Annotated in this window: 15 protein-coding genes and 2 tRNA genes; 2 read left to right on the forward strand and 15 right to left on the reverse strand. The window is 60.5% G+C overall.

The annotated features are described in order from the left end of the window. Positions 1-4: 4 nt before the first annotated feature. Complete coding sequence (gene gltB / locus AAA069_RS01970; RefSeq protein ID WP_349127425.1) at positions 5-4,702, reverse strand: glutamate synthase large subunit; 4,698 nt, start codon at positions 4,700-4,702, stop codon at positions 5-7. Between the two features lie 522 nt (positions 4,703-5,224). Here gltB and AAA069_RS01975 point away from each other — a divergent pair. Further along, the gene (locus AAA069_RS01975) at positions 5,225-6,481 is read left to right on the forward strand and encodes an Nramp family divalent metal transporter (RefSeq protein ID WP_349127426.1); all 1,257 of its coding nucleotides are present in this window, start codon (positions 5,225-5,227) and stop codon (positions 6,479-6,481) included. 152 nt (positions 6,482-6,633) lie between these two features. On the opposite strand, the gene AAA069_RS01980 is transcribed toward AAA069_RS01975, so the two are convergent. The 6 genes from AAA069_RS01980 to AAA069_RS02005 all read right to left on the reverse strand — a co-directional run bounded on the left by AAA069_RS01980 (position 6,634) and on the right by AAA069_RS02005 (position 9,215). Then, positions 6,634-6,777 (reverse strand): rubredoxin-like domain-containing protein, encoded by a 144-nt coding sequence (locus AAA069_RS01980; RefSeq protein ID WP_006235327.1) that lies wholly within the window; start codon positions 6,775-6,777, stop codon positions 6,634-6,636. An 88-nt stretch (positions 6,778-6,865) separates the two neighbouring features. Continuing rightward, complete coding sequence (locus AAA069_RS01985) at positions 6,866-7,369, reverse strand: flavin reductase family protein (protein WP_117746556.1); 504 nt, start codon at positions 7,367-7,369, stop codon at positions 6,866-6,868. 206 nt (positions 7,370-7,575) lie between these two features. Further along, positions 7,576-8,046 (reverse strand): SsrA-binding protein SmpB, encoded by a 471-nt coding sequence (gene smpB / locus AAA069_RS01990; RefSeq protein ID WP_006235325.1) that lies wholly within the window; start codon positions 8,044-8,046, stop codon positions 7,576-7,578. Further along, on the reverse strand, positions 8,036-8,953 hold the full coding sequence (locus tag AAA069_RS01995) for a hypothetical protein (protein WP_035137397.1): 918 nt from the start codon (positions 8,951-8,953) through the stop codon (positions 8,036-8,038). Before AAA069_RS01995 ends, smpB begins: the two co-directional genes overlap by 11 nt. 94 nt (positions 8,954-9,047) lie before the next feature. Beyond that, positions 9,048-9,124 (reverse strand) — tRNA-Glu (locus AAA069_RS02000). A 17-nt stretch (positions 9,125-9,141) separates the two neighbouring features. Then, positions 9,142-9,215: transfer RNA gene (locus tag AAA069_RS02005), tRNA-Gln, on the reverse strand. Between the two features lie 276 nt (positions 9,216-9,491). Between AAA069_RS02005 and AAA069_RS02010 the strand changes: the two genes are divergently transcribed. Continuing rightward, positions 9,492-9,902: a hypothetical protein gene (locus tag AAA069_RS02010; protein WP_349091272.1), complete on the forward strand. Its 411-nt coding sequence runs from the start codon at positions 9,492-9,494 to the stop codon at positions 9,900-9,902. Positions 9,903-10,098: 196 nt separating this feature from the next. Here AAA069_RS02010 and AAA069_RS02015 read toward each other — a convergent pair whose 3' ends face one another. The 8 genes from AAA069_RS02015 to AAA069_RS02050 form a co-directional block, all read right to left on the reverse strand. Continuing rightward, positions 10,099-10,458, reverse strand: a complete 360-nt coding sequence (locus AAA069_RS02015) for an arsenate reductase family protein (protein WP_349091271.1) — start codon at positions 10,456-10,458, stop codon at positions 10,099-10,101. A gap of 92 nt (positions 10,459-10,550) precedes the next feature. Further along, a complete protein-coding gene (locus AAA069_RS02020; RefSeq protein WP_217108026.1) occupies positions 10,551-11,603 on the reverse strand; it encodes a MupG family TIM beta-alpha barrel fold protein in 1,053 nt (350 codons plus the stop codon). 117 nt (positions 11,604-11,720) lie between these two features. Further along, positions 11,721-13,151 (reverse strand): PTS transporter subunit EIIC, encoded by a 1,431-nt coding sequence (locus AAA069_RS02025; protein WP_217108027.1) that lies wholly within the window; start codon positions 13,149-13,151, stop codon positions 11,721-11,723. Between the two features lie 57 nt (positions 13,152-13,208). Then, entirely contained in the window at positions 13,209-14,132 is a 924-nt protein-coding gene (murQ, locus tag AAA069_RS02030) for an N-acetylmuramic acid 6-phosphate etherase (RefSeq protein WP_217108028.1), read from the reverse strand. 10 nt (positions 14,133-14,142) lie between these two features. Then, positions 14,143-14,994 (reverse strand): MurR/RpiR family transcriptional regulator, encoded by an 852-nt coding sequence (locus AAA069_RS02035; protein WP_217108029.1) that lies wholly within the window; start codon positions 14,992-14,994, stop codon positions 14,143-14,145. Between the two features lie 204 nt (positions 14,995-15,198). Beyond that, positions 15,199-15,780, reverse strand: a complete 582-nt coding sequence (locus AAA069_RS02040) for a VanZ family protein (RefSeq protein WP_217108030.1) — start codon at positions 15,778-15,780, stop codon at positions 15,199-15,201. 105 nt (positions 15,781-15,885) lie between these two features. Continuing rightward, positions 15,886-16,491, reverse strand: coding sequence for a recombinase family protein (locus tag AAA069_RS02045; protein ID WP_035137411.1), 606 nt, complete (start codon positions 16,489-16,491; stop codon positions 15,886-15,888). A 177-nt stretch (positions 16,492-16,668) separates the two neighbouring features. Next, entirely contained in the window at positions 16,669-18,804 is a 2,136-nt protein-coding gene (locus AAA069_RS02050) for an RNB domain-containing ribonuclease (protein ID WP_349127427.1), read from the reverse strand. Positions 18,805-18,824: the final 20 nt, after the last annotated feature.

An 18,824-nucleotide genomic window follows, 5' to 3' on the forward strand; every position in this document is an offset into this window, starting at 1 on the left:
GCACTTACGCCTCCTTCTTGGTCGAAGCAACAGAGCTGGCGGCGGCGGGTACAGCGCCAGCGACACCACCCGCCACATCAAAGCGAGCGACATCGGCGGCGTCGGCGCGACCGGTCACAATGTCAAACGCCAGCTCCTCGGCCTGCGCATGCGTCTTGCCGACGGCCTCGGCGGCGGCGACAATCGCCAGCACGCGCTCGTACTCGGTCGGAATGACCTTCACAAAGTGCTTGCTCATCGAGTCGAAGCTGTAGAGCAGCTTGATGCCGCGCGGGCTCTGCGTCGCGTCCACGTGCTCTTGGATGAGTGCACGAATCTGCGCCAACTCGTCGACCGTCGGGGCCTTGAGCTCCACGCTCTCGTGGTTCACGCGGGCATCGAGCGTGCCGTACTGGTCAAAGACATAGGCCACGCCACCCGTCATACCGGCGGCGAAGTTCTGCCCGACCTCGCCCAGGATGAGCGCCAGACCGCCCGTCATGTACTCGCAGCCATGGTTGCCGCAGCCCTCGACCACCACGGTGGCGCCGGAGTTGCGCACGGCAAAACGCTGGCCGGCAAGACCGTTAATGAAGCCGCGGCCGCTCGTGGCACCAAAGAACGCAACGTTGCCCACGATGATGTTCTCGTCGAACTTGTAGGTCGCATGCGGGTTGGGGCGCACCGACACCTCGCCGCCCGAAAGGCCCTTGCCAAAGTAGTCGTTGGCGTCGCCGCACACGTTGAGCGTAATGCCGCGTGGCAGGAAGGCGCCAAAGCTCTGACCGGCCGAACCATCGCAATCGATGGTGATGGAGCCGGCGGGCAGGCCCTCGGGATGCGCCTTGGTCACCGCGTTGCCCAAGATGGTGCCCACGCAGCGGTTGACGTTGGCGATATCGGCGCGGAAGCGAATCGGACGCAGGTGCGCACGGGCATCGGCCGTATAGGGCACAAACAACGTGGAGTCGAGCGTCTTGTCGAGCTCGCTGTCCGCGGCCATCTGTGGCAGGAAGTGGCGACCGTCGGCGCCCGGAATATGGGCACCGAACTCGCAGGTCGCGCTCGCCAGCACGGGCGACAGATCGAGCAGGTTTGCTTTGCGGTTGCCCGGGACCTCGATCTGGCGCAAGCACTCAGGATGACCGACCATCTCGTCGATGGTGCGGAAGCCCAGGCTCGCCATGACCTCACGCAGCTGCTCGGCAACAAAGAGCATAAAGTGCTCAACGTGCTCGGGCTTGCCGCGGAAGCCGCGACGCAAGCGACAGTTTTGCGTGGCAATGCCGGCCGGGCAGGTATCCTGCTGGCAGTCGCGCTGCATGAGGCAGCCCATGGAGATGAGCGGCATGGTCGCAAAGCCAAACTCCTCGGCACCCAGCAGGCAGGCGACGGCGACGTCGGTGCCGTCCATGAGCTTGCCATCGGCCTCGAGCACCACGCGTGAGCGCAAACCGTTTTGCAGCAGCGTCTGCTGGGCCTCGGCAAGGCCAAGCTCCAGCGGCAGACCCGCGTGCCAGATAGAGTCGCGCGCAGCGGCACCCGAGCCGCCATTGTGGCCGCTGATCAAGATCTTGTCGGCAGCGCCCTTGGCCACGCCGGTGGCGATGGTGCCGACGCCGGCCTCGCTGACCAGCTTGACCGACACGCGCGCGCCGGGGTTGGCGTTCTTAAGATCGAAGATAAGCTCTGCCAAGTCCTCGATGGAGTAGATGTCGTGGTGCGGCGGAGGCGAAATCAGGCCGATGCCGGGCGTGGACTGACGGACCTCGGCAATCCAGGGGTAGACCTTCTTGCCGGGCAGGTGACCGCCCTCACCGGGCTTGGCGCCCTGGGCCATCTTGATCTGAATCTCGAAGGCGCTGCACAGGTAGCGGCTCGTCACGCCAAAGCGCGCGCTTGCCACCTGCTTGATGGCGGAGTTCTTGGAGTCACCGTTAGCCAGCGGGGTCTCGCGACGCGGGTCCTCGCCGCCCTCGCCCGAGTTGGAACGGCCGTGCAGGCGGTTCATGGCGATGGCCATGCACTCGTGTGCTTCCTTGCTGATGGAGCCGTACGACATGGCGCCGGTGTTAAAGCGGCGGACGATGTTGAGCGCGGGCTCCACCTCGTCGAGCGAAACCGGCGTGCGACCGTTGACATTAAAGTCCAGCAGGTCACGCAGGCGCACGGCACGGCCGGTGCGGTGCAGGCGGGCGCTGTACTCCTTAAAGGTGTCGTAGCTGTCCTCGCGGCAGGCGGTCTGCAGCAGGTAGACGGTCTGCGGGTCGATAAGGTGATCCTCGCCGCCGAGCGGGCGCCACTTGGTCAGACCTAGCGTGGGCAGCTGATCGGGAGCCGGGCTCTTAAGGATAGCGAGCGCGGCGTCGTAGCGCTCATTCTGCTCGCGCTCGACGTCCTCGACACCCATACCGCCCACACGGCTCACCGTGCCGGCGAAGTACGCGTTGACGAACTCCGGAGTGAAGCCCACGGCCTCGAAGATCTGTGCCGAATGGTAGCTCTGCACCGTGGAGATGCCCATCTTGGACATGATGGAGACGATGCCGGCGGTCGCAGCCTTGTTGTAGTTGGCGATGCCCTGCTCAGCTGTCACGTCCAGATCGCCGTGCGCCGCCAAGTCGCGAATGCACGCATGCGCGTTGTACGGATAGATGCCGCTCGCGGAGTAGCCCACCAGCGCCGCAAAGTCGTGCGGGGACACGGCGTCGCCACACTCCACCACGATGTCGGCAAAGGTACGCACGCCGGCGCGGATCAGGTGGTTGTGCACGCAGCCCACGGCGAGCAGCGACGGCACGGGCACCTCACCCGCAGCGGCGCGATCGCTCAACACCACGATGTTCACGCCGTCGCGGACCGCAGCCTCAACATCCTTTGCAAGCTGCTTGAGCGCAGCCTGCAGCGCGCCCTCGCCGGCGTCGCGGCGGTACACGGCACGGAAACGGCGGGTCTTAAAGCCCACGCGGTCGATGGCGCAGATACGCTCGAACTCCTCCTCGCTCAGCAGCGGACGCTCCAAGCGCACCAGCTGGCAGGCCGTGCGGGAATCCTCGAGCAGGTTGCCGTGGTTGCCCAGGTAGAGCGTGGTCGAGGTGACCATATGCTCGCGCAGGGCATCGATCGGCGGGTTCGTGACCTGGGCGAACAGCTGATAGAAGTAGTCGAAGAACGAGCGCGTCTTCTTGGACAGGCAGGCCAGCGGCGCATCGATACCCATCGAGGCGAGCGGCGCCTTGCCCTGCTGGGCCATGGGACGCACGACTTCGTCAACATCATCCCAGTGATACCCGAGCTTGGCCATGCGCACGGCGGCGGGCACCTCGGTATCCTCGGCGGGCGTGGGCGCGACGGGCTTGTCGAGCGCGTCGACGGTCAGCGTCTCCTCGGCGATCCAGTCGCGATAGGGCTTTTCCTTGGCGTAACGGGCGCGCAGCTCGTCGTTGTAGATGACGCGGCCGCGGGCAAAATCGACCTCGAGCATCTGGCCCGGTCCCAGACAGCCGCTCGTCAGGATGTTCTCGGGGCTCACCTCGATGGTGCCCACCTCGCTTGCCAGCATAAAGCGACCGTCGCGCGTCACATAGTAGCGGGCGGGACGCAGGCCGTTACGGTCGAGGGCGGCACCCAGCGTGCGACCGTCGGTAAAGGCGATGGCCGCCGGGCCATCCCACGGCTCCATGAGCATGGACTGGTAAGCGTCGTAGGCGCGGCGCTCCTCACTCAGGCTGTCGTTGTGGTCCCACGGCTCGGGCAACAGCATGGACGCGGCACGCGTAAGCGGGCGACCGTTCATGACCAAAAACTCAAGCACGTTGTCCAGAATCGCGGAATCGGAGCCCTCGCGGTTGATGATGGGCATCACGCGCTCAAGATCGTGCTGCAGCACGGGGCTGTACAGGTTGGGTTCGCGGGCGCGGATCCAGTTGACGTTGCCCTTGAGGGTGTTGATCTCGCCGTTGTGGATGATAAAGCGGTTGGGGTGCGCGCGCTCCCAGCTGGGTGTAGTGTTGGTGGAGTAGCGCGAGTGGACGAGCGCCACGGCCGTTTTGACGGCGGCGTCGTTGAGATCGATGAAGAAGCGGCGCATCTGCGTGGCGACCAGCATGCCCTTGTACACGATGGTGCGCGAGCTCATGGAGCACACATAGAAGATCTTGTCGCGCAGGGCAAACTCGGCGTCGGCCTTCTTTTCGATGGTGCGGCGGCACACGTACAGGCGGCGCTCGAAGGCGTCGCCGGCGGGCGTGTCGTCCGGACGGCCCAGGAAGGCCTGCAGGATAGTGGGCATGCAGGCGCGGGCCGTCTCGCCCAGGTCGTGCGGGTCGACCGGCACCTCGCGCCAAAAGAGCAGCGGCACGCCGGCCTCGGCGCAACCCTCCTCAAACACGCGGCGGGCATCCTCTACGCCCTTGTTGTCCTGCGGGAAGAACAGCATGGCCACGCCATAGTCGCCCTCTGCCGGCAGAATCTGGCCGCACTTTTGAGCCTCTTTACGGAAAAAGTGATGCGGAACCTGGAACAGGATGCCGGCGCCGTCGCCGGTGTTCTTCTCGAGTCCCGTACCGCCGCGGTGCTCCAAGTTGACCAGAATGGACAGCGCGTCGTCCAGAATCTGGTGATGGCGCTCGCCGTTGATATCGGCAAGCGCGCCGATGCCACATGCATCGTGGTCGAATTCGGGGCGATAAAGGCCCTGCTGCTGAGCGGAATCTGCCTGCATCGCGATCCTCCCCTAGATATTTAGACAGTCAGTTGAATAGGCATACTAGGAGCATCGCCGACCCGTTGTGTTTCCCACCCGTTTCGAAACAATCGCGTAACGCACGCCCTACGAGTGGACACCGCCGACCTCAAGGACGGCAACAAGGGCCCAAGTTCGACCTGTAAACTCACCGCTTCAAACATCTCAATCTGTAACAGGAGGAGCCGATTTTGGCGCTTAGATGTTACAGATTGAGATTTTCTGCAGGACAGTTTTGGTTTATCTCAATCTGTAACACGAAGGGCCGGTTTTTGCAGCTAACTGTTACAGATCGAGATTTTCCATAGGACCATTTCTTCCTGTCTTGATCTGTAACACCTAGACCCAATTTCCATCCCTAGTCGTTACAGATCAAGACATTTCGGCAACTCCCTTTCACCATCCTATTCAAATACAACAATTTTGTTAGTCACGGTTAACTTTTTGGCCTAAAACGGGTATCCTTTGCGGCGTCAAGCAAACGGCACGCAGGAGCGCACCATGCTCAACCATCTCAAACAACACTTTGGCTCCCGGCGCACCGGTGGTCACGGAGGCCTAGACATTGCGCGGCATGTCGGCCCCGGGCTGCTCGTGACCGTCGGCTTTATCGACCCGGGCAACTGGGCCTCCAATATGGCCGCGGGCTCGCAGTTTGGCTACGCGCTGCTGTGGATCGTCACGCTGTCCACAATTATGCTCATTGTGCTGCAGCACAACGCGGCACACCTGGGTATCGCCACGGGCGCCTGTCTTGCCGAGGCCACGACACGCTACCTCCCCCGCATCGTGGGACGCGCGGTACTCGCCAGCGCCTATCTCGCGGCCATCGCCACCGCCATGGCCGAAGTCCTGGGTGGCGCGATTGCCCTTCAAATGCTCTTTGGGCTGCCCGTGCGCGCGGGCTGCGTCATCGTGGCGGCAGTATCGATGGCGATGCTCATGACGAGCTCCTACAAGCGCGCCGAGCGATGGATCATCGCCTTCGTAGGCGTGGTAGGACTCTCGTTTTTGGCTGAGCTTACGCTGGTCAAGGTCGACTGGCCGCAGGCCGCCGCAAGCTGGATCACACCCAGTATGCCCACCGGCTCGGCCGCGATTATCGTAAGTGTCCTAGGCGCGGTCGTTATGCCTCACAACCTCTTCCTGCACTCCGAGGTCATCCAATCCATGCACTTCGAAGGCCAAGGCGAGCAGGTTATCGAAGAACGTCTACGCTATGAGCTCTTCGACACGCTCTTTTCGATGGGCGTGGGCTGGGCAATCAACTCGGCCATGGTCATCCTGGCCGCAACGACCTTCTTTGCGCACGGCATTGTCGTAGACGACCTCGCCGTCGCAGCGGCCTCGCTCTCCCCCATTCTGGGCCCGGCAAGCTCGGCCATCTTTGCGGTGGCACTGCTGTTTGCGGGTATATCGAGTAGTGTGACGGCGGGCATGGCGGCGGGCACCATCACCGCAGGCATGTTCGACGAGGAATACGACATCCACGACCGACATTCCTCGATCGGGGTGGCGGCTTGTTTCGTCGGCGCAGTGGCGGCGTGCTTGGTCGTCCCGAATCCTTTTGAGGGTCTCATCTGGAGTCAGGCGCTGCTGTCGCTTCAGCTGCCGATTACGGTCTTTGTGCTCATACGGCTCACCAGCTCACGCCGCGTCATGGGCAAATACGTCAACTCGCGCCCGCTCAACGCGCTGCTCGTAGGGATCGGTGCCATCGTGACGATTCTCGACATCGTGCTGCTAACGGGAATGTAATTGGGATGGCGTGACTGTCCAGATATAACGTCTCAATCTGTAACACGTGAGACCGTTTTAAACCGTCAGATAAATCAAAAGGGTCCCGGCCGAGAATTCGACCGGGACCCTTGGACAGAGCTATATGTTGTTGCAAGTCGTGTGTCTACGAGCTACTCCTCGACAAGCTCAAACTCATCGGGGCCGACGCCGCAGACCGGGCACACGTAGTCCTCGGGCAGCTCGGGCGTGTCGACCTCAACCTCGTAACCGCAAACGGTGCACACAAACTTATACGTCTTCTTCTCCTCAGCCATGATGTTCTCCTCTCGAACGTGACTGCTGGTGTACTTACTTATTAGTATATATTCTCAATAATATAATGCAAGTATTTTTAGAACATTTCTAGCCTTGATACGACGAGGCTTTGGGCGGCGTCTTGCCCTTTAGCACCTTGTGATAGTAGTCGTACGTCAGCGGCGTCTCGTCGCTCAGGCGCTCGGCATCCTCGACCTCGCCAATAAACAGCAGATGCGTGCCCACATCCACAGTGTCGATCAAACGGCAGCTAAACAGGGCCGCCGCGTGCTCGGGCACATAGGGCATGCCCAGAGCCGTCTCGCGGGTCTCGTATTTGGCAAACTTGTCATAATCGCTGCTGGTGCGGAACCCAAAGTTACCGATGTAGAGCATGTCGGCGGTCTGATCGATCACGGTCAGCGCGAACGCTTTGGCCGATGCGATGACGCCCGAGGTGACATTGTCCTTGTTCACGGCAACCGAAATACGCGGCGGCATGGACGTCACCTGCACCGCAGTGTTGATGACGCAGCCGGCGCGCAACCCGTCTGCCGCAGCGCTCACCACGTACAGACCGCTCGGCATGGTAAAGAACGCAGTTTTGTCCATAACGATCACTCCCCTAGCTCGAGTTGGAACCTCATGAATGTATGTACCCACAAAAAAGGCGGCACCCATAACGGACGCCGCCTTTGAGACATATGTGTCAGAACAGTAAGAAAGATGAGACGCCCGCAGTTGCGGTGAAATAGGGACTGAATAGCCCCTCAAATAGGCAAAACAGTCCGTATTCCACCGCAACTTATACAGAGTGCCTAGCGGTTGCGTTCCTTAAGGGCGCGGTCGATCTCGCGTTGGACATCACGCTTGGCCATGTCCTCGCGCTTGTCGTAGAGCTTCTTGCCGCGACCCAGACCCAGCAGCAGCTTTACGCGGCCGTCGGTATTAAAGTAGAGTTCCAACGGAACCAGCGCATAACCACGGTTGCGAAGTTTGCCGTCAAGAAAGTCGATCTCCTTGCGGTGCAGCAGCAGACGGCGCCGACGGTCGGGATCGCGATTCCACACGCCACCATGGCTATAAGGGTGGATATGCAGGCCGACGAGCCAGCACTCCCCGCCGCGGATCAGCGCGAAGGTATCGGTGATCTGGCAGGCGCGCTCGCGAATCGACTTGACCTCGGTGCCACTCAGTTCAATACCGCACTCAAATGTCTCATCGATAAAGTACTCGTGATGTGCCGAGCGATTCTTGGAAATGAGTTTGCGCTCGCGCTTACTGGGCATCGCCGGCCTCCTTGGCGCCGTCGGCGTTTGAGCCCGCAGTCTCGCGCTTTGCCTTGCGCTCGGCATTGAGCTCGGCATCGCTCTCGCGCACCAGTTTGATAATCGCCGCGCAGGCCTCCTCGCCCACCAAGTCGCGAGCACGTACCGTCAGGCGCGTCGCCTCCTGCTTGTCGCCGTCGCTTGCAGCATCGGTCGCGCACATAATCAGGCAGATGGCAATCTCGGCCGAAGGCGAGGTCGGCACGCCTTGCAGGGCCAATTCACCCATCACGTGGTCGTCGCTCTCATCAGCGGCATCCGGATAGGTGGTATGGATCTTGTTGAGCAGGCGCGTCGTATGCGCATCGTTGGGCGCCAGGCGCAGCGCCAGACGCGCGCAGCCCACGGCAGCCGAAACGTTCTCGGTCTCGGGCTCCAAGAAGTACTGACCTAGATTGGCGTAAGCGCGGGCGGCGCACTTGCCATCGCTTGCACGCTCCAGCACCGAGAACGAGAGCGATGCCCATTCCTGCTTGTCCTCGAGTGCACGGAACAGCTCGGCCAAATCCAAGCGATAGTTGCAGTTCATGGGGTCCCAACGCACAGCCTGCATCAGGGCATTACGAGCGCTTACATAATCCTGCTGGCGAATGTAGGCAAACGCCATGTCAGAGTACAGGCGGTCAAACGGCACCTCGACCTGCACGAGCTCGCGCGGATCCTTCTCCACGCGGCGATAGGCCAAGCGCTCAAACTTGCTATCGAAGCTAAAGTATTGACGCTTCTCCTCCGTCTTGCACTCAGCATCAATATACTCCTCGGCGAGCTCCACCAGACGCTCCAGCAGCGGCGTCGCCGTAGCCAGGTCGCCCTGCGCCAGATAGTTCTCGGCATACGTGATGTCTTGCAAGCTGATGGGCAGATCCATGGCTACTCCTCGATCTGAGCGAAACACGGCAGGCGCCGTATATACGGTCAATACACAAAACCCGGGTCTCTTACGAGGCCCGGGCGTTCAATTTTGGTAGCCCGTACCAGATTCGAACTGGTGATCTCCGCCTTGAGAGGGCGGCGTCCTAAACCGCTAGACGAACGGGCCATATGTAGCAAATGCAATGGCTGGGATGGAGGGAGTCGAACCCCCATTGACGGAACCAGAATCCGCTGTCCTGCCATTAGACGACATCCCAATGACTGCATCGCTGCGCTCGGCTGTGCCTTTGCGCAAGAAAGAAATATACGGGAAGTCTCGCCGTGACGCAAGCCCCAATTTTGACTTTTTTGAAATTCAGTCAAATTGGCCTAATTTAGTCCAACCCGTGAAGGACCTGTGAAGCCAACCGCTGTACACGAAGGGCAAAACGCCGTGAGCGGTAGCCGTCAACCGTTGGCAGATTCTACCGTGAAAACGATAGCACCAGGCAACACAATCGAAGTATCAATGATCGCGTAGATATCGAGGCACCATGGACGAAGAGCTTGATTACCTATGGGAGACCCTGGGCCTCGAGATCACTGCCGACCTTTGGCCCGAACGGGACAAAATTCACCCCACGTTACGCCCCGCCATTACTGTGGTGCAGGCAAAATACCGCCATGCATCCTTTTTGATCATGCGGATGTCATGGCACGCGGGACTCCCCGACCTTAAGCGAATCCAGGCAAGCCTCGTCGAGTTGTCCGGTATGCCGACCGTCATATCCGAGGCGCACCTGGAGCAGCGCCAGCGCGAGCGACTGCAACAGCAGCGGATTCCCTTTATCTGCCCCGGCGTTCAGGCATATCTGCCCTTTATGGACGAGGAGTACTGGAGCGGCAAGCCCAACAAACACGTAAAGGTCTACGATCCGCACGAATGGGCACAGCTGGCGGACTGACTGGGGCAGGCCCGCCGGCGGAAAGTGCGTCCCAGATTTCAAGCTCAAACTGGTCCCTACTTTCCCGTCGAGCCCTCAACCGGAAACCGTGTCCCGCAATCGAAGCTCAGAATGGGACGTGCTTTCCGCAACCGGCCACTTTGGGAAAGTGCATCCCATTCTGGAAGCGAATTCCGGGTCGCACTTTCCGCAGCCGCTACAGCAACGCCTCGGCCCAAGCCGCTTCCCTAAAGCCGGGAATCGCAAAGTCGTCGCCCACCAGCAGCGGACGCTTGACCAGCATGCCGTCGGTCGCCAGCAGCTCGTAGCACTCCCGATCCGTCATGCCCGCATCCAGACGCGCCTTCAGGCCCAGCTCTCGATATTTCATGCCCGACGAATTAAAGAAGCGCCGCACCGGCAGCCCCGAACGAGCAATCCAGGTCGCAAGCTCATCAGCCGTGGGATTGTCCAAAACGATATCGCGATCGATATACTCTACCCCATGTTCGTCCAGCCATGCCTTGGCCTTCTTACAGGTCGAGCACTTGGGATATTCAACAAGCAGTACGGTCATGGGAATCCTCCGAATATAGATCGGCCAACGCGAGCACACGCCACACGAGGCGCCTTCGTATGATGGGCCAATTGTAGCCCACGGGTCACACGCTAAACGAACCGTACCCCGAATCCGCGTTTGATGAACGGCAGTAGCTCCATTGCCTCGGGCGTGATATGGCCCGCAACGTTCATGCGCTCGTCACCGGGAAGATCGACCCGCGCAATCTCAAGCTCGCCTTCGTAGCGCCCATATCCGCTATTACTCACAGCGATCGACCCCGCCTTTCGAAACAGGCCGGCACCGGCATCCATCGGCACGGAATCCGGCTTAAGCGTCGTACGCGACTCCTGAGACCTAAAGATGAGGGTGCTCGAATCGGGTCGGTCGTGATGAATCTGCCCACGCACATAGGCATAACCGGGCTCAAGCTCGCATTGCAGATCCACGTATCCGGCGGAAACTTGAGCAAACTGCGTCCAGCCCGCATCGGAAAGATCGGGGTCACCGACCAACACAATGTCGCAATCGGCGCCATGTGCAAGCTCAAGCATATTGAGGGCAACCTTTGACGCGCGACCGCGCTGCGCCTCGACCGTCGGCAGTCCCTCGAATACCGGCCCGCGAACGTTAGCATCACCCGGCACAAAAGCCATGATTTCGAATCCAAGCGCCGCAAGACGAAGATTCACCCGAGCAATGTCCTCCAGAGCTAAACCGGTATAAGGCTTGGGGTAAAAATTGTGGCAGGCGGCAAAACGAGTCACATCGGCACCGGCCTCACGCCACGATGCGATTCCATCAGAACTCACCGTCGATGCATTGACCACAATGCGAAATACACCGGACAGCTCCGCGACCCGCTGGGCGCTAAAGCCATAGTCCAAACGAAGGTATTCCAACCCCAGATCGCGCAGGTCCTCGATGCGCTCAAGCCCGAGCAAATCGCACGTGCGCGGCCCCACATCGGCGATGAGCGCAATGCCGCGGGCGGAAAGCAGCGACAGCACATGACGGACCTTATCGGCATACGCCGCTCCCCCATCCTCGGGAATATGCAGTGAGGTAAACGCATAGCGCGCACCCGTCGCGGCACCGTGCTCAATCGTCCGCTCAATATCCTGCAGAGGGCTGGAAAGATAAATCGAAATACCCGTTTTCACGTTTCAACGCTCCTTTAAAAAAGGCCGGCGGAGCAGTTAGCCCCGCCGGCACAACCATAGCATCAAGAAATCTGTCGCGCGCCGCGAGCCCTGAGCAACACGGCTCGCGATATCAAACTATTCGCCAAAGAACTCGTTGATCTTCTGCTCGTCGACGCCAAAGAACCACGTCAGGACAAAGCCGGCGGCATAGGCAAGCAGCATAGCGGCAACGTAGCCGAGCTGCTGGCCAGGAACGACGATCAGCAGGCCAAACAGACCGGAAACGCCCTGAGAAACCGTGCCGATGTGAAGCAGCGCCGCGAGCGCGCCGCCAAATCCGGCACCCAGGCAGGCCGTCACAAACGGACGAACGAGCGGCAGCGTAACAGCATACATCAGAGGCTCGCCCACACCCAGGATTCCAACGGGAATGGACTCTGCGACGTACTTCTTGAGCTTGGCGTTCTTGGTCTTAAAGTACAGCGCCAAACCGGCACCGACCTGGCCGCCGCCAGCCATCATAAGGATGGGAAGCAGGTAATTGATACCCTTGGTAGCGCCGTCGGGATCGTTGAGCATAGCGTGGATCGGCGTGAGCGCCTGATGCAGGCCGACGGAAACCAGCGGCAAGAAGCCTGCCGACAGGATATAGCCGCCCAGGACGCCCAGCTTCTCGAAGATAAAGGTCAAAACGCTAAAGATGGCAGTCGTCAGCCATGCGCCAACCGGCTGGATGACGAGCATCAGAGCAAAGGCGCCGATGATGAGCACCAGCAGCGGGGACAAGAACGTGTCGAGTGCGTTGGGCATAACCTTGCGAATCTGACGCTCCATCCAGGCAAAAAATGCGCCAGCGATAAGAGCCGCGATCATGCCGCCCGCTGCAGGGTTGTACTGCGCACTGGTGAGCGGCAGCAGAATGGCAGTGGCAGGATCGGCCGCGCCAGGCGCAAGCAGGGGCATGGCGCTGTTGGCGATACACATCATGCCGGCGATGCCGCCCAGCGCAGCGGAGCCACCAAACTCACGTGCCGCGTTATAGCCCACCAAGATGGGCAGATAGGCAAACAGGGCCCAGCCCATGGAACGAATGCCCTGGTACCACCACTCGCCTGCAAGCGCGCCTGCCGTCGAGACGTTAATGACGTTGCAGATACCGTTGATGAGGCCAGCCGCAATGATGCCGGGAAGCAGGGCGACGAAGACATTGGAAATCTTCTTGAGGAAGGCCTGAACCGGCTTGGACTCGTACTTGGCCTTCTGCGCGGCCTTGTTTGTGGCCGCAGCGTCAACCACGCTCTCGTCAGCAACGCCTTTCGCAAGGCCGGTGAGCTTGGAGAACTCCTCGAGCACCTTATTCACCTTGCCCGGACCCAGCACGATCTGCATCGTGTCGTCCGCGACCAGGCCCATCACGCCGTCGAGTGCCTTAATGCCCTCCGTGTCGACGTTGCCCGCGTCTTTGACGGTCACGCGCAGGCGCGTCATGCACGCCGCGTTTGCGAGCACGTTGTCTTTACCGCCCAAAAGGTCCAGCAGCTTTTGAGCCAGCTCTTTGTTCGTCATAACTCCTCCTTGTATTGGGCATCTCGTCTGGATGTCATATCAGCTCACGCCGCACACCTATTGGGCATCGGCATTGCTCTTCTCATGGCCACTCACCGCAGCACGGACATGGCCTCGCGCTCGATCAAGAGCTACCGCAGCCTGCTCGGCATCGCAGTCCAGCAGTACCGAGACAATAGCGGTTTTTACGTGGCCGCCGGCATCTGCAAGCGCCTGAATAGCGCGCTCGCGCGTGCAGCCGGTCGCCTCCATCACGATGTTCTGGCCGCGCACCACCAACTTCTCGTTCGTCTGCTGCACATCGACCATCAGGTTTTGGTATACCTTGCCGATCTTGACCATGGCACCGGTCGAAATCATGTTGAGAATGAGCTTTTGAACCGTTCCCGCCTTGAGCCTCGTTGAGCCGGTCAGCACCTCGGGACCGGGCACGGGTTCAATGGCAAGATCTGCGCTCTCCCCGATCTTCGACCCTTGGTTGCAGGCAATTGCAATGGTCTTGCACCCAGTTGCCTTGGCGTACATAAGGCCGCCCACCACATAGGGTGTACGACCGCTTGCCGCCAGGCCAACGACAAGATCCTTGTCCGAGAGTCCACGCTCCCGCAGGTCGCTCGCGCCAAGCTCCTCGCTGTCTTCGGCACCTTCGACAGCCTTGATAAACGCCGTCTCGCCTCCGGCAATGAGCCCGACAATCAGATCGGGTGACACGCCAAACGTGGGCGGACACTCCGAAGCGTCGAGTACGCCCAGACGACCGCTGGTGCCTGCGCCCATGTAAAAGACGCGCCCGCCGCGCTCGAGTGCCTCAGCAGCCCAGTCGATTGCTGTGGCAACCTGGGGCAGCACTTTTGTGACCGACTGGACGGCACGAAGATCCTCATCGTTCATCGTCGTGACGATCTGCAGCGATGTCATCGTATCGAGGTCCATTGACCTTTGATTACGCTGTTCGGTCGTGAATTTTGTTAAATCGAGCATTTCTTTCACCTCATCTTTCCTGTTTCTCGATGTAGTTTTGCTTAATGACATGCGTCGCCCGTTCGTAGTCGCTGGCAACGTAAGCAGCGTACAGGGCATCGACAACCATAAGCTGGGCCATACGCGAAGCCATGGCACCGCTGCGGACCAAGGGTTCACTCGCAGCGACGCCGAGCACGGCATCGGCCATGGTGGCAAGCTTGGATGATCCATCTACTTTGGTCACGGCCACAACGGGACAGTTGTGACGTTGAGCCTCGGCGGTGCAGTCCAGCACCTCTTGCGTCAAGCCCGAGTAGCTAAAGGCGATTGCCATATCGCCCTCATGCATGTTCTTGGCACACAAGAGCTGATCATGCCAGTCGTCGTACAGATGGCACTCTTTGTCGACACGCATGAGCTTTTGCGCCAGATCGTGCGCGACCAAACGAGAGGCACCGATACCGAACAGATTGACCGCGCGTGCCCGCTTAAGATGGGCCGCGCATCGCTCCAAGACGGTGTAATCGAGCGTTCGCGCCGTCGCTTCGATCGTGCGCACGTTGCTTTTCATCACCTTCCCCACAATGCGTTCGACGCTGTCATCCATGGAGATGTCCTCGAGGGCAACGTCTTTCTTGTCACCCAAGATCGCCAGCTCGGCAATCAGTTCGCGCTGGAACTCCTTGTAGCCCGCAAAACCCAAGCGCTTGCAAAAGCGCAAAATGCTCGAGGGCGAGGAGAATGTGGCATCGGCAAGACCGCGGACGGACAGCCCAACCACCTCGTGCGGATGAGCGCTTACATATGCGATGACATTGCGTTCCGCCGGGCTCGCGCTGAGCTCACGCTCGCGAAGCCGTAAAAGCAATCCGTTTGCCATCTCAAACACCTCCGTTGAAAAGAATTAAAGACCAACGAACGATTCGTACCGGATACAAACAGCTTTTACGGTACATTGTGCCGAATCGTGGCGCACAAAGGGCGAACGTTCTACCGCTCGCCCCTCAAATCCGACCGCTCGGAAATACACGCGACACAAAATAATTCAACAAGGTCGCATTATCGGAAACGGTTTTGTTACCGGCTAGCGCCTCGCATGGGCGCCGATCGGCCGAGTCGCATGGCGCACCAACGTCGCTGCCAGCAATACCAACAGCATGGCGGTGATATAGCCCGCAGCATCGAATCCTAAATCGATAACGTCGAAATGCCTGCCGGGAACAAAGATCTTATGTACCTGATCGCCAACGGAGCAGGCGGCGCAAAAGAGCAATACGGGCACGCAACGGGAGCATACGCTCCACGGACGCCTGGAAAAGCAAACCACGACCACCGAGGCGAACAATCCGACGAAGAAAAACTCTACGGTATGGGCAACGCGACGGACGTTCGCGCCCACCCACATGCGAATGGAAGCAAGTCGGCCAGACCGGACATTCGAGGCAGCCGAATCGGTGCCCCCGGTCATTCCGTTCTCCGTCTGGGCTTCACCCGTGGCATCGGCAGCCTGAACGCCCGTAGCCTGACCCTCCACCACACGCGCGGTGGACTCGCTCAGCAACGACGTCTCCACCGCATTTTGCTCCGTCAGCACCCAGATGCCCGCCAGCGTTACAGCGAACAGAACGATCGCGGTCCATCCGATTATTTGTTTTACGCGCGCCAAGGGCCAACCTCCTTTTTTTGAATATCAGCGAGTGTAGCCCCAAATGACATCGTCACCGTATCAAAATTTGAATCGCAACAGGAAGCGACAAAGCGACTCAAACCCCTACCCCGCCTCGCGCATCCAGCGATCGAACGTCCCCACGCACACGCCCAGGCACTTTGCTGCCTGGCTGCGGGTAATATCGCCTGCCTCATAGCTATCGCGCACCAACTCAAACTGAGGAGGGCACGGCTTGCGAGGTCGACCGAAACGGACCCCTCGCGCCCGCGCCGCCGCAATTCCCTCCGCCTGGCGCCGATGGATATTCTCGCGCTCCACCTGCGCCACGTAGCTCAGCAGTTGCAGCACAATATCGGCAATCAGGGTGTTGGTCACATCCGGCGCGCCGCTGGCCCTGACGCGCGTGTCAAGCAATGGCATGTCCAACACCACAATGGCAACCCCGAGCTCCTTGGTAATGCGCCGCCATTCTTCAAGAATCTCGGAGTAATTACGACCAAGTCGGTCGATAGAAAGAACCACCAGCACGTCCCCGTCTCCCAGGACGTGCAGCAGCTCGCGATAACGCGGTCGATCGAAGTCCTTGCCGCTCGCATGGTCGGCATAAATATTCGCCGAGCCCACGCCATAGGCGCCCAGCGCATCCAGCTGCCGATTAAGGTTCTGATCGCGCGAACTCACCCGCGCATAACCGTACACCGTCGCCATCTCATCCCCGCTTTCTTGTATACCTGCCAAAAAGGGACAGGTTTATTTTGGTAGGTTTTACCTCTCAAATAGCAGGTAAGCGGGCGGCCGAGCAGACGGCAAGGTAGCCACGATTCAAATGCGGAGGGCGGTCCCGAAAGACCGCCCTCCGCTCTCCCGCCACGAGTCGGGATTTGGCTAATGGATAAGCTTAAAGTCCAAGTGCCCACGCGTGGTATTGACGCGCGAGACCTCGATAATCACGCGCTGGCCCAGTTCATAGTGAGTCCCCGTGTCGGCGCCCGTCAGCGTAAGCGCGTCCTCGTCGAACTCGAACCACTCGTTGCCCAGGCTCTTGATCGAAACCAAGCCTTCGACCTGCGTTAAATCCAAGCGCACAAAGAGGCCCATGCTGCTAACCCAAGAGACGGTTCCGGCATAGCGCTCGCCCAGACGGTCCTCATAGTACTGGGCAATCTTGATCTTTTGCGTCGCATGGCTGGCGGCATCTGCCGCGCGCTCGGCATCGCTGCATGCGCGGCAGATCTGCGGCAGAATGCGCGGCAGCGACTCGCGCCCCTTGCCGATCAGCCGCGGCGTACGGACCAAGGCGTCCTTGCCGCCGAGCTGCTCATAGGCCAACTGCAGTTTGAGCACGCGGTGCACCACCAGATCGGGATAGCGACGGATGGGACTCGTAAAGTGACAGTAGCACGGCGCGGCGAGCGCAAAGTGGCCCTCGTTGCGCGGCTTGTACAGCGCACGCTGCATGCTGCGCAGAAGCAGTGTATTGACGAGCGGTGCGTTTGCCGTACCGGCAGCAGCATCAACTGCAGCCTGCAGCTCATCGGGACTTCCCAGGGCAATACCGGCCGCACGGCGATCATCGATGATGCCCAGCTGCGCCAACGCCACGGCGGCACCGTGCAGGCTATCGGGACTGGGATCATCGTGCACGCGATAGCAAGCCTCAATGTCGCGGTCGGCCAGCCACTCGGCCACGCACTCGTTGGCGAGCAGCATGGCCTCCTCGATTAGCGACGTGGCGCACGAGCGCTCGCGGGCCACGATCTGCACGGGCACACCGTCCTCGTCCAAGAGCGCGCGGATCTCGGCCGTATCAAAGTCGACCGAACCGCGCGCGCGACGAATGCGGCGGCGGAGCTCCGCAAGCTCGTTGGCGGCAACCAAAAAATCACCCAGGTCGACGTTATAGCCGCGGGCTGCTTCTTCGCATGCAAGCCCACGCTCAAGCGCCTCCTCGCGCGAGGCCTCGGCAGCCGCAACATCCTCGGCGGCACCCTCCAGCACCCCATACTCCACCGCGCCGGCACGCACCAGCAGCGCCTCGGCGCCGTCATAGTCCATACGCACACGCGAGCGAATCACGCTGGGGTACGGATCGTAATGCCGCACGCGACCCTGCGCATCGAGCTCGATATCGACGGTAAACGCAAGACGGTCCTCGTCAGGGCGAAGCGAGCACAGGTCACAGGACAGGCGTTCGGGCAGCATGGGAAGCACGCGATCGGCCAGATACACCGATGTCGTACGATGGCGAGCCTCAAGATCGATATGCCCGTCCCAAGCCACATAGTGTGAAACGTCGGCGATATGCACGCCCAGCTTGTAGCCACCCTCGGGCGTGCGCTCCAGCGAAATGGCATCGTCAAAGTCGCGCGCGTCGACCGGGTCGATCGTGATGACAAAGCGGTCACGCAGATCGCGGCGGAGCGGGTCCTTAAGCGCCGCAGACACATCGAGCGAAAGCCCCTCGGCCTCGTCCAGCGCGGCCTCGGGATAGCTATCGGTATAGCCGTAACGCGCCATCACATATTGAACGCCCAAATCGGGCGCGTCATCTCCGCCAATGCGGCGTTCGATCGTCACGGTGCCCGATTCCAGGCGCGTCGGGTAGGTCAAAATGCGCGCGACAACGGCATCACCCGGGTGGACGCCTAGACGATCCGCCGAGGTATCCTCGGGCAGAATGAAGAAGTCGGCCTTCAGGCGCGAATCGAGCGGCTCGATCACACCGAGCGGACCAGCGGTCTGGTACGTACCCACCACGCTTATGGCTGCGCGCTCAACCACACCTTCGATCACGGCGCGCCGCTCACCGTGCGGGCTGTTCTTTATGCTCACGGCAACGGTATCGCCATCCATGATCTCGCGCTTACCGCGGCCCATGACCTTGTAGTCGCCGTTTTCGGTTACAACGTAGGCGCTATGCTCATGGAGCTGCACGCGCCCGGTCAGGCTCGGACGGCGTTCGCTGCGCACCGGCCCGCGCTTATTGCGAGCTCCACGCTTATGCTTGTTATTGCGCCCCATGGCGCCTCCTTGCTATCAAT

Source organism: Collinsella sp. CLA-SR-H006, from assembly GCF_040097075.1.
GTDB lineage: Bacteria > Actinomycetota > Coriobacteriia > Coriobacteriales > Coriobacteriaceae > Collinsella.